A 22110-nucleotide genomic window follows, 5' to 3' on the forward strand; every position below is an offset into this window, starting at 1 on the left:
CCAACGATCCAGGTCGGGGAGTTCGAATGAGCGGATTCGACCAGCACATTGGCCGCGAGACGCGCACCAGCATTTCAGGGCTTGAAGTCGAGGGGGATGCAGAGCAGATCGCCAATAGTCGGGCCAATCGGCATCTTCGGCAGATCTACGCTGCGAGGGCGTACGGCTTGGCCGCGGGTTGCATCGTCCTCTGGGCGGCCCTGCTGGCGATTCAAGGGGGCATCAAAGCCACCATCGGCATCGAGATGTGGTCCGACCAGGTCCTCATCGCCGTCACCACCGGCGTCACCGTCAGCGTGCTGGCGGCGTTCCTGGGGGTGATCCGGGGGCTGTTTCCGGGGAAGGACGAGCGCGCTCCCGCGCCTCCCTGACGACCTCCTCGATCGCCTTCACCACGACCTCCGGCTTGTCCCGCTGGATGTAGTGCCCGGCCCCCTCGACCGGCTGAAGCGCCTTGCCGCCGACCAGCGGCAGCCAGTTCGGTTCCAGGTTGTGCACCATGGTCTCGAAACCGCTCGCCATCTCCGTCGGCGAATAGACCGTGCGCGTCAGCACCCGCACCGGCACGCTCGGACGCGGCTTCTGCCACAGCGTGTCGATGCAGTCCTGCTGTTGCAGGAACTCCGCCTGCATCATGCCCCGGAACACCCGGCGGCTCATGTTGTCCAGCATGTTGGCCATCACCGGCACCTCGACCTGCATGCGCCGCAGGTGCAGCGGATGCGTCGCGTCCACGAGCACGATGCCCGCCACCTCGTCCGGATACAGCCGCGAGAACGCGTACTGGTACAGCCCGCCGATCGAGTGTCCGACCAGCACGTACGGCGGCTTGATGCCGGCGCTCTGCAGCAGCCCGTGCAGCTCGGTCGCGATGCCGCAGGGATTGCGCGGCACCGGCGGCGTGGCGGTGCTGTCGCCATAGCCGGGACGGTCGTAGGCGAAGACGCTGTAGTCGGTGCGCAGCTCGTTCAGGACCTTCGCCCACGGATCCCGGCCATCACCGAGCCCCGATTGCAGGACGATCGTCGGCTCGCCGTGCCCCACCTTCGTGAAGACGATCGGACCGCCCGTGACCCGCTGATTGCCGGTGTTCGGCATCGGACTGGCGCAGCCGGCCAGCATGGCGGCCGTGGTCACAAGGGCGAGCGCCAACGACATCGGCGCCAGAAGGCGCCGTACAACTCCAGACATGCGGGAACTCCTTCTTCCGGCGAACCGGCCTGTTCCCGCGTCCGCGCGTGTCCCTCAGGGAGGGGCCGCGCGGCGCGTCATCCCTGGTGGATCAGGCCGCCTGCTCGCCGTTGCCGGCATTGTGCCCATCGTCGCGCGGCCACAGCGCCGGATCCAGCCGCTCTCCGCGCAACAGTTGCAACGGGGCCCGGTGGTAGAGCTGGATGTCGTGGAACGGGTCCGTGATGATCTTCGTCGCCCAGGCGAGACCGGTGCGCAAGTCGCGGATCACCGCCAGCTGCAGCACGCGGAACACCAGACCGCCGACGCCGAGCCAGAACCACACCAGGCCGAGCTGATGCAGGTACTCGGTGAAGCTGGCGGCCGGCGCGAACACGCCGAACAAGCCCGGCTTCAGCCACAGCGCGACCGGCGAGGCCGCCCACAGCGCCATCAGCACGACCTTGCGGCGCAGGTTGTAGCCGATCTTGATCTCTTCCTTGTGCTCGTGGGTCGCCTGGTTGACATGGTCGTAGCCCTTGGGCTCGAAGAAGAAGTGTCCGGCCTGGCGGCTGGTCATCGACACGCCCCACGCCAGCAGCGCCGACCACGCGGGATCCACGAGCAGCAGCCCGTAGGCGACCACGAAGCAGCAGGCGCTCAGCAGATGCAGCGACTGGTTGATGCGGCAATGGTGGTAGTAGCGGTGGTCGTCCCAACGCTGTTCATTCAGAAGTGCCAGAAAGTCCTTCATGGGGCCTCGTCCTTGAAATGAGCGGTGAGCGTGACGCCGTTCGATGGCACTGCCGTGATGGCACGGTGATGGATCGATGACGGACACGTGGCGACTGTGGCCATCGGCCGTGTCAGGCACGTGACGGCAGGCACCGTCACAGAACTGTTGCGTTTGCGACCCATCATGCGCGCCATGACGACACCGGCGATCGAACTCGAAGTCGACGAGCTCCCCACACGGCAGCGGCATTTCCGCGTCGCGGTCGTGACGGAGACCTATCCGCCCGAGGTCAACGGCGTGGCACGCAGCATCGCCTGCGTGGTCCAGGGCCTGCAGGCCCGCGACCACGCGGTGCAACTGCTGCGACCGCGTCAGGCACCGGCGGGGGCGTCGCCCGCGCTCGACGCGCCCGTCGACGAAGTGCTCATGCGCGGCCTGGCCGTGCCGCGTTACCCGCATCTGCGCATGGGCGTCGTGTCCAAGCGCACGCTGGTCAACCTCTGGGCGAGCCGGCGTCCCGACATCGTCCACATCGCGACCGAAGGCCCGATGGGCTGGTCGGCGCTCCAGGCCGCCCGCCAGCTCAAGCTGCCTGTCGTCTCGGAGTTCCGCACCAACTTCCACGCATACGCCCAGCACTACGGCATCGGCTGGCTGCGCCGGCCGCTGCTCGCCTATCTGCGCAAGTTCCACAACCGCTGCCACTCGACGATGGTGCCCAACGCCACCCTCGCCGGCGAACTGATGGCGCAGGGCTTCCGCCACGTCAGCGTCATCGCGCGCGGCGTCGACACGCAGCTCTTCCATCCCTCCCGCCGCAGCGATGCGTTGCGCGAAAGCTGGGGCGCCGCGCCCGGCGATCCCGTGCTGGTGCATGTCGGCCGGTTGGCCGCGGAAAAGAATCTCCAGTTGCTCGTCGACCTCTGGCCGGCGGTCCGCCAACGGCATCCGCGCGCTCGCCTCGTGCTGGTGGGAGACGGCCCGGCGCGGGCCGATTTCCAGCAATTGCTGCCGCCCTCTTCCAACGTCGTCTTCGCCGGCATGAAGCATGGCGAGGACCTGGCGGCCTGTTATGCCAGCGGCGATTGCTTCGTGTTCCCCAGCATCACCGAGACCTACGGCAACGTCACGCCCGAGGCGCTCGCGAGCGGCCTGCCGGTGATGGCCTACCAGTACGCCGCGGCGGCGTTGCTCGTGCGCGATGGCATCAATGGCGGACTCGCGCCGTTCAACGATCCGGCGGTCTTCCAGGCGCGCACGCTGTCGTTGCTCGAGGATCTGCCTCGTCTGCGCGCCATGCGTCTGTCTGCGCGTGAGAGTGCGGAGTCGCTGGACTGGGACGGCATCGTGCAGGGCATCGAGCACGTCTACGCTTCTGCCATCGACGGCACGTCCGTGGCGCTGCGCGCCGGATCGCAGCTTTCGGGTCTTGAGGCTCGCGCGCACTGAACCACTCGATGTAGACGAAGGGCACCCGGGGCCGGCGGCGTCGTCCGCCGTCCTCTCTGACTGGGCGCCGTCTGTTCGAGCAGAGCGAACCGCAGGTGAGCGACGCGAGTTGGCGCCCTGGGCGGACGACGCCGCCGGCCCCGGGTGCCCTTCGTCTGGCTCGGTCGAGTCAACCGACGATGCCGCCTCCCGCGACATCAGCGGACAGGGTCTCGCGGCGTCCGCGCTGCCGGACCATGAGGACCAGCACGCCGGTGAAGACGAACATCCCGAGCCCGCTCATCAGCCAGACCAGCGGGACGCCGAGCGCCTGGAGCAGCGCGTAGGCACCCAGCATCAGCAGGATGCTCAGGTTCTCGTTGAATCCTTGCACGGCGATCGAGCGGCCCGCGCTCAGGATCTGAACGCCGCGATGCTGCAGCAGTGCATTCATCGGCACCACCATGGCGCCGCCGACGGCGCCGACCATCACCATCGCGGGCAGGGCCCAACCGAGGGACGTCACCCACGGCGTCGCGAGCATCAAAGCGCCCAGCATCAGGCCGAGCGGCATCACCCGCAACGAGTGATGCAGCGCGATCCAACGGCCCGCAAGGCCTGCCCCCGCGACGACGCCGATCGCCACCGTCGCCTGCAGGTAGGCCCCCTGATTGAGCCGCAGGCCCAGCACGTCCTGCGCCCATTGCAGGACCGCCAGCTGCAAGGTCGCGCCGGCGCCCCAGAACAGCGTCGTCATCGACAGCGACAGCCGCCCGCCGAGCCGGTCGCGCCACAAGGCCTGATTGGAGATCCGGAAATCACGCAGGATCTCGCGCATCCGGCGCGGCGGCTTCGGATAGACGATGCCGCTCTCCGGCACGCGGAGCTGCAGCGCCGCAGCGAGCGCGTAAACCCCCAGCAGCGCGCACAGCGAGGCAGTCAATGGCCGGGCGATCCCCAGTTCCCCGATGACCGCCATCCACCAGGGACTGACCAGCAGCCCACCCACCATCGTGCCCAGCAGTACGGAGCACACGACCGACACTTCGATCCAGCCGTTCGCCGCGACCAGCCGCGTCGGCGGGACGATCTCGGTGATCAATCCGTATTTGGCCGGCGCGTAGCAGGCGGCCGCGATACCGACGATCCCGAACGAGAGCAGCGGATCCAGCCCCGCCGCCATCGCCCCGACGCCGATCGCCTTCAACCCATTCATGCAGGTCATCAGCGCGACCTTGGGCCAGGCGTCCGCGATCAGGCCGACGACCGGCGCCAGCCCCACGTAGGCCAGCGTGAAGCACAGCTTCAGCAGCGGCGCCCACCAGACAGGCTGGCCCATCTCCCGAAGCAGCGCGATGCCGACGATCAGGAGCGCGTTGTCGGCCAATGCGGAGAAGAACTGGGCGGCGATGAGGGTGTGGAAACGTGGGGGCATGGGCGCGCGGGGTGCGGCGCGAGTCTGCGTCGGTGGCGTGACCGCGTGTTGACAACGAATTGACACGCGCCCCACACCCACCCACCCGGCACCCCCTCCACGATCAGCGACAATCCCCACGCTATGTTTGCCCTGTTCGAAGACGCCGGAAAATTCCTCGCCGGCCGCATCCTCTCCGAAGCCGATTCCTCGATGCAGATCGAGCTCGAATCCGGAAAGCGCGTCAAAGTGAAGTCCGCCCATGTCCTGCTCAAGTTCGACAAGCCCTCACCGGCCGAACTGATCGCGGACGGGCAGCGCCTGGCCGAGGAGATCGACCTCGACCTCGCCTGGGAGTTCGCGCCGGAGGGCGAGTTCGGTTTCGCCGACCTCGCACGCGACTACTTCGACGCCAAGTCCACCCTCGCCCAGCAGGCCGGCGCGCTGTTCCGGCTGTTCGAGGCGCCGCACTACTTCCGGCGGATGGGCAAGGGCCAGTTCAAGAAGGCGCCGGCCGAGACCGTCAAGGCCGCCCTGCTCGGCATCGAGCGCAAGAAGCAGATCGCCGCGCAGATCGAGCAGTGGGCGGCCGAGCTGGCCGAGGGCCAATGCCCGGCGCCGATCGGCGACCAGATCTACAAGATCCTGTTCCGCCCCGACAAGAACGGCCCGGAGTACAAGGCCGTCGTCGAGGCCGCCAAGCGCAGCCACAAGGCGCCGCTGGACCTGCTCAAGGACGCCGGCGCGATCGCCAGCCCCTACCAGTTCCACTGGAAGCGTTTCCTCTTCGAGCACTTCCCCAAGGGCACGAATTTCCCCGCGCTGTCCGCGCCCGAGATCAAGGATGCGCTGCCGCTCGCGCCGGTCCGCGCCTTCTCGATCGACGACTCGGCCACCACCGAGATCGACGACGCACTGTCGGTCCAGGGCCTGGGCACCGGCACGGTGATCTTCGGCGTGCACATCGCCGCGCCAGGTCTTGCCATCCAGCCGGACTCGCCGGTCGACAAGGTCGCCCGCGAACGCTTCTCCACCGTCTACATGCCGGGCTGGAAGCTGACGATGCTGCCGGACGACGTCGTCCAGGCCTACACGCTGATCGAGGGCCGCGACTGCCCCGCCGTCAGCATCTACCTGACGATGGACGAGGCGACGCTGGAGATCACCGCGCGTGAGACCAAGCTCGACCGCGTGCCCATCGCCGCCAACCTGCGCCACGACAAGCTCGACGACGTCATCACCGACGCGACGCTGACCGGCGAGGCGCCGGCCGAGTACGACTTCGCGCCGGAGCTGGCCTTCGCCTACCGGCTGGCCAAGGACCTCAAGGCCAAACGCGAAGTCGTGCGCGGCAAGCCCGAGACCTTCAACCGGCCGGATTACAACTTCCGCCTCGACAACGACGGGGCCGAACCCGCCGGCACCGAGCTGGTCAGCATCTCGACGCGCAAGCGGGGCACCGCGCTGGACCTGATCGTGGCCGAGGCGATGATCCTGGCCAACTCCAGCTGGGGCGGTTTCCTCGCCGAGTGCGGCGTGCCCGGCATCTACCGCAGCCAGGCCAGCCTCGCCCCCGGCATCAAGGTCCGCATGGGCACCAAGCCGGCGCCTCACGCCGGCATGGGCGTCTCGCAGTACACCTGGGCGACGTCCCCGCTGCGCCGCTACGTCGACCTGGTCAACCAGTGGCAGATCATCGCCTGCGCCCGTCACGGCAAGACCGCCGCGCTGGCCGCGCCGTTCAAGCCGAAGGATGCCGCCCTGTTCTCGGTCATCTCGGGCTTCGACGCCGCCTACAGCGCCTACAACGGCTTCCAGTCCGGCATCGAGCGCTACTGGACGCTGCGTCATCTGCAGCAGCAGGGCATCACCGAACTGACCGCGTCCGTGCTGAAGGACGGCCTGGTCCGCGCCGACGAACTGCCGCTGGTGTTCCGCGCGCTCGGCTGCGAGAACCTGCCGCGCAACGCCCATGTGAAGGTGCGCATCACCGGCCTCGATGAACTGACGCTGGACCTGCACGCCAACCTGGTCGAGCGCCTCGACGCCGAAGCCGCGCCGGTGAATGCCGAAGAAGCAGCCGACGAGGACGAAGAACCCAGCGGCGTGCTGACGCTGGCGATCGACGTCAACGACGACGGCACCGACGCTCCCAAGAGCGGCGAAGGCGCGGCGGTCGCGCCCGCCGCTTCCTGATCCCTTCCTTCTTCAAGATGCCCAAGCTCAGCCTTTTGCACTACGCGCTGATCGTCTCGGCCGGGGTGCACCTGGGCCTGGGGACGCTGAAGCTCGTCGCCCCGGAGCAGTTCGACCGGATCTTCCAGGACGAACCGCTCGAGGTGATCCTCGTCAACGCGCGCGGCCAGGAAGCGCCCTCCAAGGCGCAGGCCCTGGCGCAGGCCAACCTGGCCGGCGGCGGCGAGTTGTCCGCCAATGTGCGGGCGACGTCGCCGCTCGCGCCGTCGCCGCTCGAGGAGACCGGCGACAGCATCGAACTCCAGAAGAGCCAGATCCAGCAGCTGCAGCAGGCGCAGGAACAGTTGCTGACCGACACCCGCCGGCAACTGGCGATGCTGCCGGCGCCGGATCCGGTCCGGGACAAGAGCACCGCCGAGGGCCGCCAGGTCGCCGAGCACCGCCGCCAGCTGGTGCAGACGCTGGCGGAGATCGAGAAGCGCGTGAACACCGAGAACGCGCGGCCGAAGAAGCGTTACGTCAGCCCCGCCACGCGTGAAACGGTGCATGCGCTCTATTACGACCAGCTGCGCCGCCGGATCGAGGCGCGCGGCACGCGCGACTTCCCGAGCTACCAGGGCCGCAAGCTCTACGGCGAGCTCACGATGAACATCCAGGTCGACTATCGCGGACGTGTCGTGGAGACGGAAATCATCCAGGGCTCCGGCAACGCGGTGCTGGACCGGCGCGCCGTCGCCATCGTGCGGGCGAGCGGGCCGTTCGGCCAGTTCACGTCGGAGATGCGGCGTGGCGCGGAGGTGCTCGTGATGACCTTCCGCTTCCGGTTCAATCGCGACGAGAGCGTGGAAACGACCCTCAGCACGCAACCGTCCTGAGCCCTTCCGGGGCCGGTCCTCCTGTTCCCATGGACATGTCATGAGCGCTGATACGACCGCATCGACTCCCGACCCGATGTCGCAGGCCGCCGGCCTCGACCGCTATGTGGTCGCCGGCAATCCGGTGGCGCACAGCCGCTCCCCCGAGATCCACGCCACCTTCGCCGCACAGACCGGCCAGTCGCTGGTCTACGACCGGCTGCTCTGCCCGCTGGACGGTTTCGAGGCGGCTATCCGCGCCTTCGTCGCCGCGGGCGGCCGCGGCTGCAACATCACCGTGCCGTTCAAGTTCGAGGCCTTCCGCCTGGCGGCCCGCAGGACGCCGCGCGCGCAACTGGCCGGGGCGGTCAACACCTTCCGTTTCGACGACGCTTCGACAGGCGGCTGGCTCGGCGACAACACCGACGGCGCGGGGCTGCTCGCCGACATCGAGCGCAATGCCGCGCGTCCGCTGCGCGACCGGCGGGTGCTGCTGATCGGCGCGGGCGGCGCCTCCGCGGGCGTGCTCGGCAGCCTGATCACCGGACGGCCGGCGGAGATCCGCATCGTCAACCGCAGCGCCGACAAGGCCCTCGCGCTCGCCGACAGCCATCGCGCCTGGGCCACGGAGCACGGCGTCCGGCTGAGCGCCGGCGGCCTCGATGCCGCGGCCCCGGACGGCCGCCACGACGTGCTGATCAACGGTACCAGCGCCTCGCTCAGCGGGGCCGGGCTGCCGCTGCCCGATCCGGACGCACCGGTGCTTGCGCGCGGCGGCCTGGCCGTCGACATGATGTACGGTCCGTCGGCGAAGCCCTTCCTGGACTGGGCCTCGGACCAGGCCGGCCCGGACGGCGCCGCGCTCGACGGCCTGGGCATGCTGGTCGAACAGGCGGCGGAGGCCTTCCTGCTCTGGCGCGGTGTGCGCCCCGACAGCGCGACGGTGCTCGCGGACCTCCGCCAGCGGCTGGCCACCCACTGAGGAACCGGGGCATGAAACAGTTCTGGCGCTTCGCCGGGATGCTGCTGGTCAGCGTCGTCTGCCTGCAGCTCTTCTTCGCGGCGCGCATCGCGCTGATGGCCGTCGTGTCGCCACAGTCGACGACCTTCCAGCGTGCGGAGGCGATGCGGCTGCTGCGCGAGAAGCACCAGATCCTCTGGGCCCAGCAGTGGGTCGACGACGCGCTGATCAGCCGCAACCTCAAGCGCGCCGTGATCGCCAGCGAGGACGCCGGTTTCAACGAGCACGGCGGGGTCGACTGGGACGCGCTCGAAAAGGCCTGGGACAAGAACCAGCGCGCGCAGGAGCAGGCCGACAAGCGCGCCGCGCGGCTCGCCAAGACCAACCCGACCAAGCCGCCGCCGGTCCCGAAGGTCATCGGCGGCTCGACGATCTCACAGCAGCTGGCCAAGAACCTCTTCCTCAATTCCGAGCGCAACCTGGCGCGCAAGGGGCAGGAACTCGTGCTGACGCTGATGCTGGAAGCGATGCTCAGCAAGCAGCGCATCCTGGAGATCTATCTGAACAACGTCGAGTGGGGCGAAGGCGTGTTCGGCGCCCAGGCGGCGGCGCGTCACTATTACCGCGTCGATGCTTCCCGGCTCGGTCCGAACCAGGCCGCCCGGCTGGCGGTGATGCTGCCGGCGCCGAAGCGGTTCGAGAAACGCCCAGGTTCGCCCTATGTGGTCGGGCGTGCTGGCACCATCGAGGCCCGGATGGGCGCGGTCGAGGTACCCTGACCGCCTCCGCGGGCGCATTGCCGTGTGCCCTCCGGACCGCCCGACCTGGGCCGGGAGACCGCCATGACATCCGAACTGACGATTGAGATCGCCGCCACCGCCGCCCGGCTGGTGGTGGAGGAAGGCCTGGAATATGGCCCCGCCAAGTCCCGCGCGCTGAAGGTGCTGGGGCTGCCGCCGCGCACCGCGCTGCCCAACAACGATGAACTCGAGGACCAGGTCCGCGAGTATCTGGACATCTTCTGCGCCGACACCCAGCCTGCCGAACTGCAGGCGCTGCGTGAACTCGCCGCCGTCTGGATGGCGCGGCTGGCCGAGTTCCGCCCTCACCTGACCGGCGCGGTCTGGCGCGGCACCGCCACACGGCTCTCCCCCATCCACCTGCAGCTGTATTGCGATGACAGCAAATCGACGGAGATCGCCCTGCTGAACCAGGGCATCGACTTCGACGTCGGCCAGTCGCGCAATGCGAAGGGCGCGACCGTGGACCAGTTGATCATCGACGCGCCTTGCCGCGCGCTGAACGAACGGGTCGCGATCGCCCTGACCATCCTGGACCATGACGACCTGCGCGGGGGACTCAAGCCCGACGCCCGGGGCCGGACCGAACGCGGCGACCTCGCGGCGCTGCGTCAACTGATGAATTCGAAGGACGACTGAATGCAACGACGCGCTGTTCTGGGATTGGGTGCCGCCGGCCTGGCGGCGGCAGGCGCGGGCACGTATCTCGCCCTTCATCATGAAAAGCAGGCCGCGCAGGGCGGCGGCGCTCCGGCCGGTCCTTTGTCGGCAGAGGCCGCGGCATTCTGGAATGCGAGCTTCGACACGCTCGATCAGAAGACCTACCAGCCCGCCGCCCAGTTGCGCGGCAAGCCGCTGCTGCTGAATTTCTGGGCGACCTGGTGCGCGCCTTGCGTCAAGGAATTGCCCGAGATCAACCAGTTCCATGACGAGTTCAGCGCGCAGGGCTGGCAGGTCCTCGGTCTGGCCGTCGACGCCCCGACGCCGGTGCGCGGGTTCCTGGAAAAGATCCCGCTGAAGTTCCCGGTGGCCCTGGCCGGATTCACCGGAACCGACCTGTCCAAGACCTTGGGCAATGCCAAGGGTGGCCTGCCGTTTACCGTCGCTTTCGGTACCCAAGGCGAACCGATCTGGCGCAAGCTGGGGGCGACGAATCTCGAGGAATTGCGCGCGATGGTACGCGCCAGCAAAGTCTGACCCAGGGTCAACCCCTAGAAAGGGTGGCCGCCGGCCATAGCGGTCGACCCAGGACCGGTCAAGCCATTTATTTTTGGGTTGCTGCCGGGATCTGGTCTCAAAACGCGTAAAGTCCACCCTTTTACGCTTCTAGTGTCTTCGCTCTAATTGGCGGGACCGGTCGCTGAATGCAAGTTCTGGTACTACACGGCCCCAACCTCAATCTGCTCGGCACCCGCGAGCCTGGGGTGTATGGCGCGACCACTTTGACGGAGATCGATACAGATCTTCGCCAGATTGCGCAGGAAGCCGGCGTAGCCCTGGAGAGCTATCAGAGCAACCACGAAGGTGCGCTGGTGGACCGCATTCAAGTGGCGGGTCGCGACGGCACGCGCTTCATCCTGATCAATCCGGCGGCCTACACCCACACCAGCGTTGCGATCCGCGATGCGCTGGCGGCGGTGGCGCTGCCGTTCGTCGAAGTGCACCTGTCCAATATCCACAAGCGCGAACCGTTCAGGCATCACAGCTACCTGTCGGCTCTCGCGGAGGGCGTGATCTGCGGCCTGGGCCCGGCCGGTTACCGGCTGGCCCTGCAGTTCGCGATTCAGCAGTTGAGCCGGTCAGCCTCGTCCACCTGAGCACCGCGGTCCGTCGATTCCCCGTCGCGGACCGGAAGACATCACCGAAGATCACCACGATCACCGATCCCCGTTGGAGAGTTCTTATGGATTTGCGCAAGCTCAAGACCCTGATCGACCTCGTGTCCGAGTCGAACATCTCTGAACTTGAAATCACCGAGGCCGATGGCAAGGTGCGCATCGTCAAGTCCGATGGCCAGCCCCTCGTGGCCGCCATGCCCGTGATGCAGGCCGCGCCCCAGGTGGCGGCCCAGCCGGTCGCCGCGCAGCCGGCCGCCGCCGCGGCGCCCGTCGCCGCTCCGGCGCCGGCTGCCGAGACCGGCCATATCGTGAAGTCGCCGATGGTCGGCACCTTCTACCGCGCGTCCAGCCCGAACGCCAAGCCGTTCGCCGAGGTCGGCCAGCAGGTCAAGGAAGGCGATGCCATCTGCATCATCGAGGCGATGAAGATCATGAACGAGATCGAAGCCGACAAGTCCGGCACGATCGTCAAGATCCTGGCCGAGAACGGCCAGCCGGTGGAATACGGCCAGTCGCTGATCGTCATCGAGTAAGGCGGTCCGAGATGTTCAAGAAGATCCTCATCGCGAATCGCGGGGAGATCGCTTTGCGAATCCAGCGCGCGTGTCGCGAGCTGGGCGTGAAGTCGGTCGTCGTGTATTCGGAAGCGGACCGCGACGCGAAGTACGTGAAGCTGGCCGACGAGGCCGTCTGCATCGGCCCCGCCCCGTCCGCGCAGAGCTACCTGTCGATGCCGGCCATCATCGCGACGGCGGAAGTCACCGACGCCGAGGCGATCCACCCCGGGTACGGCTTCCTGTCGGAGAACGCCGACTTCGCCGAACGCGTCGAGCGCAGCGGCTTCACCTTCATCGGCCCGACCCCGGAGAACATCCGGACCATGGGCGACAAGGTCTCGGCCAAGCAGGCCATGATCAAGGCCGGCGTGCCCTGCGTGCCCGGATCCGAGGGCGCCCTGCCGGATGACCCCAAGGAGATCGTCCGCATCGCCCGCGCGATCGGCTACCCGGTCATCATCAAGGCCGCCGGCGGCGGCGGCGGACGCGGCATGCGCGTCGTGCACACCGAGGCCGCCCTGGTCAACGCGGTGCAGATGACCAAGGCCGAAGCGGCCGCGGCCTTCGGCAATCCGCAGGTCTACATGGAGAAGTTCCTGGAGCATCCGCGTCACGTGGAGATCCAGGTGCTGGCCGACGGGCAGAAGAACGCCGTCTGGCTGGGCGAACGCGACTGCTCGATGCAGCGCCGCCACCAGAAGATCATCGAGGAAGCGCCGGCGCCGGGCATCCCCCGCCGCCTGATCGAGCGCGTCGGCGACCGCTGCGCCGCCGCCTGCAAGAAGATGGGCTACCGCGGCGCGGGCACCTTCGAGTTCCTGTACGAGGATGGCGAGTTCTACTTCATCGAGATGAACACCCGCGTGCAGGTCGAGCACCCGGTGACGGAGCTGGTGACCGGCATCGACATCGTGCAGATGCAGATCCGCATCGCCGCCGGCGAGAAGCTGCCCTTCACGCAACGCAACATCACGATGCGCGGCCACTCGATCGAATGCCGCATCAATGCGGAAGATCCGGTCAAGTTCATCCCGTCGCCGGGCCGCATCACGATGTGGCACCCGCCGGGCGGCCCCGGCGTGCGCGTGGACTCTCATGCGTACACCAACTACTTCGTGCCGCCGAACTACGACTCGATGATCGGCAAGATCATCGTCCACGGCGACACCCGCGAGCAGGCCCTGGCCCGCATGCGGATCGCGCTGTCGGAGACGGTGATCGAAGGCATCCAGACCAACATCCCGCTGCACCGCGAGCTGATGGCCGATGCGAAGTTCATCGAAGGCGGCACCGACATCCACTATCTCGAACAGTGGATGGCCGCGCACAAGCGCTGACCCCGCACGGTTCGCCGGTGATCGGCCACGATCGCTGAGCGACAATACCGAGGCCCTCAGGCGTGGACGCGAGTCCGCCTTGAGGGCTTCTCCATTTCAGAAGTCCACCGAAGTCCCGGAGCCGCTATGAGCGAAGACCACGGCGCAGACCACGCCAACGACCCCCTGCTGCACGAGCTCGTGCTCATCTGCCGCGAAGAGGACGTCGAGACCGTCAGCGACGCGCTGATGGAGGTGGAGGCGCTGGCCGTGTCGGTCGAGGACGCCGACGCCGACACGCCCGCCGAGCGCGCGCTGTTCGGCGAGCCGGGCATGCCGGCGCCGCGCGCGGGTTGGGATCGTTCGGTGGTGAAGGCGCTGTTCGCGGCCGAAGCCGAAGCGACCGAAGCGGCGACGCTGCTGCTGGCGCAGGACTGGGCCGAGGACGTGCACGTCCAGGCTATCCAGACGATCGCGCAGCAGGACTGGGTCCGCCTGACGCAGTCGCAGTTCGCGCCGGTCGAGATCACGCCGGAGTTCTGGATCGTGCCGTCGTGGCACGAGGCGCCCGCGCAGGCGAAGCAGGTGATGCGCCTGGACCCGGGCCTGGCCTTCGGCACCGGCACGCATCCGACCACACGCATGTGCCTGCGCTGGATCGCCGGCCACGGCGCCGAGGCGGCCGGCTGGGACCGCGTGCTCGACTACGGCTGCGGCTCGGGCATCCTGGCGATCGCCGCGGGCCTGTTCGGCGCGAAAGCCATCGACGCCGTCGACATCGATCCTGCCGCGCTGATCGCCTCCACGCACAACGCCAAGGACAACGGCGTGACGCTGAATGCCGCCCTGCCGGACGCCGCGCGCGGCGAGTACCCGGTCGTGCTGGCCAACATCCTGGCGACGCCGCTGAAGCTGCTGGCGCCGCTGCTGTGCAACCACCTGCGGCCCGGTGCGCACCTGGTGCTGGCCGGCATCCTCGAGCGCCAGGCCGACGAGCTGAAGGCAGCGTATGCCCCGCACGTCCAGCTCGACGTCGCGGACAGCGAGGACGGCTGGATCCTCATGACGGCGCGACGCGCGGCCTGACGGTCGCCCCGCCTTTTGCCCGCCTGCGCGACCGCTGCCACGCCGGCAACGGACCCGACATCCTCCTGACCGACTGCCCGCCAGCCCCGATGAACAGACAGTTCTCCGCCTTCGCCCACCCGGTGACTGAGTGTCAACCTGGGGGTGTTCGCGGCAAGGACTGACCCTGCTTCGTGGCATCATCGCGTCCATGAATCTCGCGACCCGCTGCACGACCTGCGGCACCATCTTCCGGGTGGTGCAGGATCAGCTGCGCGTCTCCGAAGGCTGGGTCCGCTGCGGCCGTTGCGCCGAGGTCTTCGACGCACGCGAGCAGCTGTTCGACCTCGAGCGCGACAGCCCGCCCCCTGGCCGCCGCTGAGCGCGCCGGCCGAGCCCGCACCGGTCGAACGCCGCCCGCCGGCGCCCACGCCGGTCGCCGCACCGGCGCCGTCCTACGCGCCGCATCCGAGCGACTTCGCACCGAGCCGGCCCGCGCCCTTGCCACCACCACCGGCCCCGGTCTTCACGCCGACGCCGGTCTTTGCGCCGGAACCTCCGCCGCATCACCACCAGGCGCCGCGCGACAGCGGCTGGATGGCGGCCGACGACGAATCGCTGAATCCCTTCGCCCCGCCGCGCCGCGTGCCGGATCACGAGCCGGCGGACGACATCGTCGACGCACGCTTCCACGCCTCGGCATCGCGTCATGACGAGCCCTCGTTCGAGGAGCGCCGCGAGCCCTTCCTCGAAGCACCGGCCGCGCCCGATCCCCGTGAGCACCTGCCCGAACCCAAGGGCATGCGCTTCGAGGAGGACGAGCTGCCCCCGCCGATGATCGACGAGGACGATCGGCCGGACGTGACGCTGGCACTGAGTCCCGCGACCGCGGCGCAGCTGCGCGCGAACGAGTTGTCGGCGGGCGTGGAACCATCCCTCGAGCCGAGTTCATCGATGATGCCGGCGGACGAGGAGACGATCGCCGACGCCAAACGCGCCGCGAAGGCGGCCAAGCGCGAGGCCAGGAAGGCCGACAAGGACGCCACCAGGAAGCTGGCGAAGAAGCCGGCCAAGCCACGCCGCTCGTGGTCGCTGTTCCGACGCAAGCGCGAACGCGCGACCGCCGAGAGCCCCGAAACGACGATGACGGTGCTCGCCGCCGAGTCCGAGTTGATGGCTGCGCGCGCGGCGATGGCGGATGCGGCCTCGGCGCAAGGGTCGCCCAGCGTCCTGCCGGAACATCTGCCGAGCTTCATGCGCCAGGCCGAAGCGGCGCGCCGCTGGAGCCGTCCGGGCGTGCGTCTCGCACTGGGCAGCGCGACGACGGTGCTGGCGCTGGGACTGATGGCCCAGCTGCTGTGGCATGCGCGCGAAGCGATCGCTGCGCAGTACCCTCAGGCGAAGCCGGCGCTGGTCTCCATCGCCCAGGCGATGGGCCAGGAGATCAAGCCCTGGCAGCACATCGAGGCGCTCAGCGTCGAGAGCAGCAGCCTCAACCCGGCCGGCGCCGCCAACCACTACCGCTTCAGCATCAGCCTGCGCAACCGCAGCAACTGGGAAGTCGCGCAGCCGTGGGTGGACCTGAGCCTGACCGACGCGAGCGGGGTGCTCGTCGTGCGCCGCATGCTGTCGCCGGCGGAAATGCAGGCCGGTCGCTCGGCGCTGCCCGCAGGCGCCGATCAGCAGCTGCAGGTGGTGTTCGACAGCGGCGCGCAGAAGATCAGCGGCTATTCGGTCGAACTGTTCTATCCCTGAGCGTCGCCAGCACAGGCGCACTCACCGTCAAAGGGCGCCCTCGGCGCCCTTTGTCTTTGGCGGTCGACCCTGCGGCCGCCCCAAAGAAAAACCCGGCTTGCGCCGGGTTTCGAGAGGACCGGACCCGAAGGCCCGGTCATCGTTCAAGCTCAGGGCTTGTTGCCAGTCGGGAAGGGCCACGCGGCTTGCGGGCTCAGCGCGGTCTTCGCGGCAGGAGCCGGAGCAGCGGCAGGCTTCGCGGCAGGGGCAGCGGCAGGCTTGGCAGCAGCCTTCTTCGGCGCAGCAGCCTTCTTGGCGGCCGGCTTCGCAGCGGGCTTGGCAGCGGCCTTGGGGGCAGCCTTGGCAGCGGCCTTCTTCGGCGCAGCAGCCTTCTTCGGAGCAGCGGCCTTCTTTGCAGCGGGCTTCGCAGCCTTGGCGGCAGTCGCCTTGACGGGCGGCTTCTTGGCAGCGGCGACCTTCTTGGCCGGCGCAGCCTTCTTGGCGGCAGCGACCTTCTTGGCCGGAGCTGCCTTCTTCACTGCCACCTTCTTCGCCGGTGCTGCCTTCTTCGCAGCAGCCGCCTTCTTGGCCGGAGCGGCCTTCTTCGCCGGAGCCGCCTTATTCGCAGCAGCGACCTTCTTCGCCGGCGCTGCCTTCTTGGCCGGAGCGGCCTTCTTGGCGGCCGGAGCCTTCTTGGCCGGAGCGGCCTTCTTCGCGGCCGGAGCCTTCTTCGCAGCGGCCTTCTTGGCCGGAGCCGCCTTCTTGGCCGGAGCGGCCTTCTTCGCAGTTGCCATTTCAGTTCTCCTTGATCAAGTGGAAATAGCCCTGCCCGTCATCAACCGGTTGATGCCGGTGCAGGTATTCACCGCCCACGACGCGCGGGAGTTGCGCTCCGCGGTGCGGTGAATCGGGGTGCGATGCGATCGAGCCGCTTCTGCGTCGGTCTCGATGGGCATCGCCAATCTTGATCTCTTCTTCAACAAACAATGCTCAGGGGTCGCTCCGCCCGGGACTCAGTCCCAGGACAGCGCGCCGCCCGTTTGGTATTCGATCACTCTCGTCTCGAAGAAGTTGCGTTCCTTCTTCAGGTCGATCATTTCGCTCATCCACGGGAACGGGTTTTCCTCGTTCGGGAAGAGCGGCTCCAAGCCGATCTGCGTCGCACGGCGGTTCGCGATGTAGCGCAGGTAGCCCTTGAACATGGCCGCGTTCAGACCCAGCACGCCGCGCGGCATGGTGTCCTCGGCGTAGCGGTACTCGAGCTCCACGGCCTTCTGGAACAGCGCCTTGATCTCCGCGCGGAATTCAGGCGTCCACAGGTGCGGGTTCTCGAGCTTGATCTGGTTGATCAGGTCGATGCCGAAGTTGCAGTGCATCGACTCGTCGCGCAGGATGTACTGGTACTGCTCGGCCGCGCCGGTCATCTTGTTTTGGCGACCCAGCGCCAGGATCTGCGTGAAGCCGACGTAGAAGAACAGGCCTTCCATCAGGCAGGCGAAGACGATCAGCGACTTCAGCAGCGTCTGGTCGTTCTCGGGCGTGCCGGTGACGAAGTTCGGATCCATGATCGCGTCGATGAACGGGATCAGGAACTCGTCCTTGTCGCGGATCGACTTCACCTCGTGATAGGCGTTGAAGATCTCGCTCTCGTCCAGGCCCAGCGACTCGACGATGTATTGGTACGCGTGCGTGTGGATCGCTTCCTCGAAGGCCTGGCGCAGCAGGAACTGGCGGGCTTCGGGGGCCGTGATGTGGCGGTAGGTGCCCAGCACGATGTTGTTGGCGGCCAGCGAATCGGCGGTGACGAAGAAGCCCAGGTTGCGCTTGATGACGCGGCGTTCGTCTTCGGTCAGACCGTTCGGGTCCTTCCACAGCGCGATGTCGCGCGACATGTTCACTTCCTGCGGCATCCAGTGATTCGCGCAGGTGGCGAGGTACTTCTCCCACGCCCACTTGTACTTGAACGGCACCAGCTGGTTGACGTCGGTCTGGCCATTGATGATGCGCTTGTCGGCGACGTTCACACGGCGCTCGCTGGCATCGGCGGCCGACGACTCAGAAGAGGACACCGAGCCAGCCGCGGCGGTGGCGGCATCACGCGCGACGGCGGGCGTCGCTGCGTTGATCGATGCGCCCGACTGCGGCGCGTTGCTCGAGGATTTACGGTCTTCTTCCCAAACCAGCATGGTGGTCTTCCTATGGTCGCGGATTATCGGAGTGTTGTGTTCAAACACAAAGGACTTCTTGACTTTGACGCCGCTTCGCTGTTGCTGGTCCGCATCGCATTGGCGGCGAGGGACCGTGTGCTGCGCGCCTCTTGATGAGCGCGGCGGGGCGTCGTTTCAAGCGTTCATCGATCGCTTGCGGGCGTCGCGGAGAAAACCGCTGATCGCCGCAAACATCGATGAACACTCGCATCGCGAGCGTCGGAGGTGTCGGCGTTGGACGTCGACACCTCCTGTTTCGAATTACTGGCAGGCCTCGCAACCGGGGTCGTCGATCGCGCAGAACGTGACGTCGGTCGCCGGCGTCGCGCTGCCCAGATCAGGCGCCGTCGATGCAGCGATCGTCGCGATCGGAGCAACGGAAATCGGAGCGGCCGCCACCGGTGCCGCGCTCAAACCACCCGCGCCGCTGCTCACCGAATTGAGCTGACCGGCGTTCTGCACGGTGCTCTTCTCGGCGTGCGTCGCGCCCATCGTGCGGAGGTAGTAGGTGGTCTTCAGACCACGCTGCCACGCCAGCTTGTAGGTGTCGTCCAGACGCTTGCCCGACGCGCCGGCCATGTAGATGTTCAGGCTCTGCGCCTGGTCGATCCACTTCTGACGGCGCGCGGCGGCTTCCACCAGCCACACGGTGTCGACTTCGAACGCGGTCGCGTAGAGCTGCTTGAGCTCCTCAGGCACGCGGTCGATGCGGCGCAGCGAACCGTCGAAGTGCTTGAGGTCCATGACCATCACGTCGTCCCACAGGCCCAGCTTCTTGAGGTCGCGGACCAGGTGCTCGTTCACCACGGTGAACTCGCCCGACAGGTTGGACTTCACCGACAGGTTGCCGAAGCAGGGCTCGATCGACGCGTCGACGCCGATGATGTTGGAGATCGTCGCGGTCGGCGCGATCGCCACGCAGTTGCTGTTGCGCATGCCGTCGCGGGCGATCTTGGCGCGCAGCGCGTCCCAGTCCAGCGTCGACGAGCGGTCCACGTCGACGTAGCCGCCGCGGGCTTCGGCCAGCAGGTCCAGCGAGTCGATCGGCAGGATGCCGCGATCCCACAGCGAACCGCGGTAGCTGCTGTAGCGGCCCCGTTCGGCGGCCAGCTCGGTCGACGCCCAGTAGGCGTGGTAGCAGACGGCTTCCATCGAACGGTCGGCGAACTCGACGGCGGCGTCGGAGGCGTAGGGCACGCGCAGCTGGTACAGCGCATCCTGGAAGCCCATGATGCCCAGGCCGACCGGACGGTGACGCAGGTTCGAGTCGCGCGCCTTCTTGACCGCGTAGTAGTTGATGTCGATGACGTTGTCGAGCATGCGCATCGCCGTCGACACCGTCTTCTTCAGCTTCTCCTGGTCGATCTGGCCGTCCTTGATGTGCTGCGACAGGTTGACCGAGCCCAGGTTGCAGACCGCGATCTCGTTGTCGTTGGTGTTCAGCGTGATCTCGGTGCACAGGTTGGACGAGTGCACCACGCCCACGTGCTGCTGCGGGCTGCGGACGTTGCAGGCGTCCTTGAACGTGATCCAGGGATGGCCGGTCTCGAACAGCATCGTCAGCATCTTGCGCCACAGGTCGCGGGCCGGCATGCGCTTGTAGAGCTTGAGCTCGCCGCGGTCGACCTTGGCCTCGTACGCCTCATAGGCGGTCTGGAAGGCCTTGCCGAACAGGTCGTGCAGGTCCGGGCAGGTCGACGGGCTGAACAGCGTCCAGTCGCCGCCTTCGATGACGCGCTTCATGAACAGGTCGGGAATCCAGTTCGCCGTGTTCATGTCGTGGGTGCGGCGGCGGTCGTCGCCGGTGTTCTTGCGCAGCTCGAGGAATTCCTCGATGTCCAGATGCCACGTCTCCAGGTACGCGCAGACGGCGCCCTTGCGCTTGCCGCCCTGGTTCACGGCGACGGCCGTGTCGTTCACCACCTTCAGGAACGGGACCACGCCTTGCGACTTGCCGTTCGTGCCCTTGATGTGCGAGCCGAGCGCGCGGACCGGGGTCCAGTCGTTGCCCAGGCCGCCGGCGAACTTCGACAGCAGCGCGTTTTCCTTCAGCGCTTCATAGATGCCGTCCAGGTCGTCGGCCACCGTCGTCAGGTAGCAGCTCGACAGCTGCGAGCGGCGCGTGCCGGCGTTGAACAGCGTCGGCGTGGAGCTCATGAAGTCGAAGGTCGACAGGACTTCGTAGAACTCGATGGCGCGGGCCTCGCGGTCGATCTCGCCCAGGGCCAGGCCCATCGCGACGCGCATGAAGAAGGCCTGCGGCAGCTCGATGCGGGTGCCGTCGACGTGCAGGAAGTAGCGGTCGAACAGCGTCTGCAGGCCCAGGTAGTCGAACTGCAGGTCGCGTTCAGCCTTCAGCGCGGCGCCCAGCTTGGCCAGGTCGTACTGCTGCAGCCGCTCGTCGAGCAGCTCGGCCTGCACGCCCTTCTTGATGAAGCCGGGGAAATAGTCGGCGTACTTGGTGGCCATCTCGGCCTGCGTCGCGTCCTCGCCCAGGATCTCGCGGCGGATCGTGTGCATCAGCAGACGGGCCGTGGCGCGCGTATAGCCGGGGTCCTTCTCGATCAGCGTGCGGGCGGCCAGGATGGCGGCCTTGTAGACCTCGTCGATCGGCACGCCGTCGTACAGGTTGCGCTTGGTCTCGGCCAGGATCGGGTCCGGCTTGACGTCGGCACCCAGGTTCTCGCAACTCGACGCGATCAGCGCGGCCAGCTTGTTCAGGTCGAGCGGGACACGGACGCCGTTCTCGGTGACCGAGATGCCGGACTCCAGCACGGCCGCCTGCTGCTGCTCGCCCTGGCGGGCACGCTCCTGCGTGCGGCGCTCGCGGTACAGCACGTACGCACGCGCCACTTCATGGTGGCCGCCGCGCATCAGCGCCAGCTCGACGTGGTCCTGCACGTCCTCGATGTGGAAGGTGCCGCCGGCCGGGCGCGAGCGCAGCAGGCCGCGCGTCACGGAGTCGGTCAGCGCGTCGACGGTCTCGCGCACGCTCGCGGAGGCGGCGCCGCTGGTGCCGTGCACCGCGAGGAACGCCTTCATCATCGCCACCGCCACCTTGCTCGGCTCGAAATGCACCACCGCACCGTTGCGGCGGATGATCTGATGCTGCGGGAAGCTGGCCGAAGCGGCGGCGGACTCGCGGGGAGCCTGCGCCAGGCCCGTTTCAGCAGTCGGTGTGGCGGCGACAGTCTGCATGGGTTCCTCGTTCTGGTCTGAAAACAAAAAAGCTGCGCCCGGCCCGGCTTTTCCGAAGGGCCAAACGTCAGGGGGTCAGGTGGTGCTCGCGATGCTGAAGATGCGCCTTGGCTTGGTGATTCCGCTCCTCCGGCTGAGGGGCCGGCACTGCGGACAAGACTTCTGATGGAGCATTCATCGCCGTGTTTGCGAAGTCAGCAGGATAGCATGCAAAACACTATATCTAGTGGTCGCGGCACCTTCAAGGAACTAGCGGTAGCGTCACCTCCCTTGACGCCCGCCACCCGCTGGGCTAGCCGGAAGACCTGACCCCGCACAGCCCCGATGGATTCGCGCATCCTGTCCGGAGCGCAAGGATCCACGCGGTCTGGCGGCCTGAATGCGCCGCGAACGCCCATGGTTGCTGCGCTTGCATCGATGGCAATCCGATGACGACTTTGCGGGGTGTCCCCGTGGGGTAGGACAAGTCCTGATCAGGACCTTCCCGGAGTCGCCACCGGCAGTGGGGTCATGGTCGCAATGCGCGCATCCAGGGGTCGGAGAGCGCACTTTCCGGACCACTCAACTGCGGGGAGGCCTCCCCGCTGGCAGAAGCGCCACAGCCTCTTGCTCCCTCTCCCGCTTGCGGGAGAGGGT

General features: G+C 67.6%; 21 protein-coding genes. 14 read left to right on the forward strand and 7 right to left on the reverse strand.

Annotated elements, in window-relative coordinates; translation table 11 throughout:
• Nucleotides 1–26: 26 nt before the first annotated feature.
• Nucleotides 27–371 carry a hypothetical protein gene (locus ACQ859_RS28210; protein ID WP_431263759.1) on the forward strand — a complete coding sequence of 115 codons (345 nt, stop codon included), beginning with the start codon at nt 27–29 and terminating at the stop codon, nt 369–371.
• Here ACQ859_RS28210 and ACQ859_RS28215 read toward each other — a convergent pair.
• Together ACQ859_RS28215 and ACQ859_RS28220 are read right to left on the reverse strand one after the other, a co-directional pair.
• Nucleotides 292–1191 carry an alpha/beta fold hydrolase gene (locus tag ACQ859_RS28215; protein ID WP_431263760.1) on the reverse strand — a complete coding sequence of 300 codons (900 nt, stop codon included), beginning with the start codon at nt 1189–1191 and terminating at the stop codon, nt 292–294. The genes ACQ859_RS28210 and ACQ859_RS28215 overlap by 80 nt on opposite strands.
• Before the next feature lie 91 nt (nt 1192–1282).
• Entirely contained in the window at nt 1283–1924 is a 642-nt protein-coding gene (locus tag ACQ859_RS28220) for a hypothetical protein (RefSeq protein ID WP_431263761.1), read from the reverse strand.
• A 174-nt stretch (nt 1925–2098) separates the two neighbouring features.
• Here ACQ859_RS28220 and ACQ859_RS28225 point away from each other — a divergent pair, with 174 nt between their 5' ends.
• Nucleotides 2099–3355: a glycosyltransferase family 4 protein gene (locus ACQ859_RS28225; RefSeq protein WP_431263762.1), complete on the forward strand. Its 1257-nt coding sequence runs from the start codon at nt 2099–2101 to the stop codon at nt 3353–3355.
• A gap of 169 nt (nt 3356–3524) precedes the next feature.
• Here the strand turns inward: ACQ859_RS28225 and lplT are convergent, their stop codons facing one another.
• Nucleotides 3525–4769, reverse strand: a complete 1245-nt coding sequence (gene lplT / locus ACQ859_RS28230; protein ID WP_431263763.1) for a lysophospholipid transporter LplT — start codon at nt 4767–4769, stop codon at nt 3525–3527.
• 123 nt (nt 4770–4892) lie between these two features.
• Between lplT and ACQ859_RS28235 the strand changes: the two genes are divergently transcribed.
• The 12 genes from ACQ859_RS28235 (at nt 4893) to ACQ859_RS28290 (ending at nt 16090) form a co-directional block, all read left to right on the forward strand.
• A complete protein-coding gene (locus tag ACQ859_RS28235) occupies nt 4893–6944 on the forward strand; it encodes a ribonuclease catalytic domain-containing protein (protein WP_431263764.1) in 2052 nt (683 codons plus the stop codon).
• 17 nt (nt 6945–6961) lie between these two features.
• Nucleotides 6962–7819, forward strand: coding sequence for an energy transducer TonB (locus ACQ859_RS28240; RefSeq protein WP_431263765.1), 858 nt, complete (start codon nt 6962–6964; stop codon nt 7817–7819).
• Nucleotides 7820–7895: 76 nt separating this feature from the next.
• Nucleotides 7896–8780, forward strand: coding sequence for a shikimate dehydrogenase (aroE, locus tag ACQ859_RS28245; RefSeq protein ID WP_431266677.1), 885 nt, complete (start codon nt 7896–7898; stop codon nt 8778–8780).
• Between the two features lie 11 nt (nt 8781–8791).
• Nucleotides 8792–9538, forward strand: coding sequence for a transglycosylase domain-containing protein (locus tag ACQ859_RS28250; protein ID WP_431263766.1), 747 nt, complete (start codon nt 8792–8794; stop codon nt 9536–9538).
• A gap of 63 nt (nt 9539–9601) precedes the next feature.
• Nucleotides 9602–10198, forward strand: coding sequence for a hypothetical protein (locus ACQ859_RS28255; protein ID WP_431263767.1), 597 nt, complete (start codon nt 9602–9604; stop codon nt 10196–10198).
• Nucleotides 10199–10756 (forward strand): TlpA family protein disulfide reductase, encoded by a 558-nt coding sequence (locus tag ACQ859_RS28260; RefSeq protein WP_431263768.1) that lies wholly within the window; start codon nt 10199–10201, stop codon nt 10754–10756.
• 167 nt (nt 10757–10923) lie between these two features.
• The gene (gene aroQ / locus ACQ859_RS28265; protein WP_431263769.1) at nt 10924–11376 is read left to right on the forward strand and encodes a type II 3-dehydroquinate dehydratase; all 453 of its coding nucleotides are present in this window, start codon (nt 10924–10926) and stop codon (nt 11374–11376) included.
• A gap of 86 nt (nt 11377–11462) precedes the next feature.
• A complete protein-coding gene (gene accB, locus ACQ859_RS28270) occupies nt 11463–11930 on the forward strand; it encodes an acetyl-CoA carboxylase biotin carboxyl carrier protein (protein ID WP_431263770.1) in 468 nt (155 codons plus the stop codon).
• A gap of 11 nt (nt 11931–11941) precedes the next feature.
• On the forward strand, nt 11942–13291 hold the full coding sequence (gene accC / locus ACQ859_RS28275; protein WP_088406404.1) for an acetyl-CoA carboxylase biotin carboxylase subunit: 1350 nt from the start codon (nt 11942–11944) through the stop codon (nt 13289–13291).
• A 168-nt stretch (nt 13292–13459) separates the two neighbouring features.
• Nucleotides 13460–14356 carry a 50S ribosomal protein L11 methyltransferase gene (gene prmA / locus ACQ859_RS28280; RefSeq protein WP_431266678.1) on the forward strand — a complete coding sequence of 299 codons (897 nt, stop codon included), beginning with the start codon at nt 13460–13462 and terminating at the stop codon, nt 14354–14356.
• A gap of 190 nt (nt 14357–14546) precedes the next feature.
• A complete protein-coding gene (locus ACQ859_RS28285; RefSeq protein WP_431263771.1) occupies nt 14547–14717 on the forward strand; it encodes a zinc-ribbon domain-containing protein in 171 nt (56 codons plus the stop codon).
• A 119-nt stretch (nt 14718–14836) separates the two neighbouring features.
• Nucleotides 14837–16090: a DUF3426 domain-containing protein gene (locus tag ACQ859_RS28290; protein WP_431263772.1), complete on the forward strand. Its 1254-nt coding sequence runs from the start codon at nt 14837–14839 to the stop codon at nt 16088–16090.
• Between the two features lie 149 nt (nt 16091–16239).
• Here the strand turns inward: ACQ859_RS28290 and ACQ859_RS28295 are convergent, their stop codons facing one another.
• The 4 genes from ACQ859_RS28295 to ACQ859_RS28310 form a co-directional block, all read right to left on the reverse strand.
• Entirely contained in the window at nt 16240–16863 is a 624-nt protein-coding gene (locus ACQ859_RS28295; protein ID WP_431263773.1) for a histone, read from the reverse strand.
• Between the two features lie 15 nt (nt 16864–16878).
• Nucleotides 16879–17025: a hypothetical protein gene (locus ACQ859_RS28300; RefSeq protein ID WP_431263774.1), complete on the reverse strand. Its 147-nt coding sequence runs from the start codon at nt 17023–17025 to the stop codon at nt 16879–16881.
• 57 nt (nt 17026–17082) lie between these two features.
• Nucleotides 17083–18255: a ribonucleotide-diphosphate reductase subunit beta gene (locus ACQ859_RS28305; protein WP_431263775.1), complete on the reverse strand. Its 1173-nt coding sequence runs from the start codon at nt 18253–18255 to the stop codon at nt 17083–17085.
• A gap of 282 nt (nt 18256–18537) precedes the next feature.
• Nucleotides 18538–21474, reverse strand: coding sequence for a ribonucleoside-diphosphate reductase subunit alpha (locus ACQ859_RS28310; RefSeq protein WP_431263776.1), 2937 nt, complete (start codon nt 21472–21474; stop codon nt 18538–18540).
• Between the last annotated feature and the right edge of the window lie 636 nt (nt 21475–22110).

Source organism: Roseateles chitinivorans (assembly GCF_050632235.1).
Classification (GTDB): domain Bacteria; phylum Pseudomonadota; class Gammaproteobacteria; order Burkholderiales; family Burkholderiaceae_C; genus Roseateles; species Roseateles chitinivorans_A.

What these genes read in the sequence shown, in the direction of transcription:
- ACQ859_RS28210 (WP_431263759.1), top strand. Translation starts at nt 27, where the DNA reads ATGAGCGGATTCGACCAGCACATTGGCCGCGAGACGCGCACCAGCATT.
- ACQ859_RS28215 (WP_431263760.1), bottom strand. Translation starts at nt 1,191, where the DNA reads ATGTCTGGAGTTGTACGGCGCCTTCTGGCGCCGATGTCGTTGGCGCTC.
- ACQ859_RS28220 (WP_431263761.1), bottom strand. Translation starts at nt 1,924, where the DNA reads ATGAAGGACTTTCTGGCACTTCTGAATGAACAGCGTTGGGACGACCAC.
- ACQ859_RS28225 (WP_431263762.1), top strand. Translation starts at nt 2,099, where the DNA reads ATGACGACACCGGCGATCGAACTCGAAGTCGACGAGCTCCCCACACGG.
- lplT (WP_431263763.1), bottom strand. Translation starts at nt 4,769, where the DNA reads ATGCCCCCACGTTTCCACACCCTCATCGCCGCCCAGTTCTTCTCCGCA.
- ACQ859_RS28235 (WP_431263764.1), top strand. Translation starts at nt 4,893, where the DNA reads ATGTTTGCCCTGTTCGAAGACGCCGGAAAATTCCTCGCCGGCCGCATC.
- ACQ859_RS28240 (WP_431263765.1), top strand. Translation starts at nt 6,962, where the DNA reads ATGCCCAAGCTCAGCCTTTTGCACTACGCGCTGATCGTCTCGGCCGGG.
- aroE (WP_431266677.1), top strand. Translation starts at nt 7,896, where the DNA reads ATGTCGCAGGCCGCCGGCCTCGACCGCTATGTGGTCGCCGGCAATCCG.
- ACQ859_RS28250 (WP_431263766.1), top strand. Translation starts at nt 8,792, where the DNA reads ATGAAACAGTTCTGGCGCTTCGCCGGGATGCTGCTGGTCAGCGTCGTC.
- ACQ859_RS28255 (WP_431263767.1), top strand. Translation starts at nt 9,602, where the DNA reads ATGACATCCGAACTGACGATTGAGATCGCCGCCACCGCCGCCCGGCTG.
- ACQ859_RS28260 (WP_431263768.1), top strand. Translation starts at nt 10,199, where the DNA reads ATGCAACGACGCGCTGTTCTGGGATTGGGTGCCGCCGGCCTGGCGGCG.
- aroQ (WP_431263769.1), top strand. Translation starts at nt 10,924, where the DNA reads ATGCAAGTTCTGGTACTACACGGCCCCAACCTCAATCTGCTCGGCACC.
- accB (WP_431263770.1), top strand. Translation starts at nt 11,463, where the DNA reads ATGGATTTGCGCAAGCTCAAGACCCTGATCGACCTCGTGTCCGAGTCG.
- accC (WP_088406404.1), top strand. Translation starts at nt 11,942, where the DNA reads ATGTTCAAGAAGATCCTCATCGCGAATCGCGGGGAGATCGCTTTGCGA.
- ACQ859_RS28285 (WP_431263771.1), top strand. Translation starts at nt 14,547, where the DNA reads ATGAATCTCGCGACCCGCTGCACGACCTGCGGCACCATCTTCCGGGTG.
- ACQ859_RS28295 (WP_431263773.1), bottom strand. Translation starts at nt 16,863, where the DNA reads ATGGCAACTGCGAAGAAGGCCGCTCCGGCCAAGAAGGCGGCTCCGGCC.
- ACQ859_RS28300 (WP_431263774.1), bottom strand. Translation starts at nt 17,025, where the DNA reads ATGCCCATCGAGACCGACGCAGAAGCGGCTCGATCGCATCGCACCCCG.
- ACQ859_RS28305 (WP_431263775.1), bottom strand. Translation starts at nt 18,255, where the DNA reads ATGCTGGTTTGGGAAGAAGACCGTAAATCCTCGAGCAACGCGCCGCAG.
- ACQ859_RS28310 (WP_431263776.1), bottom strand. Translation starts at nt 21,474, where the DNA reads ATGCAGACTGTCGCCGCCACACCGACTGCTGAAACGGGCCTGGCGCAG.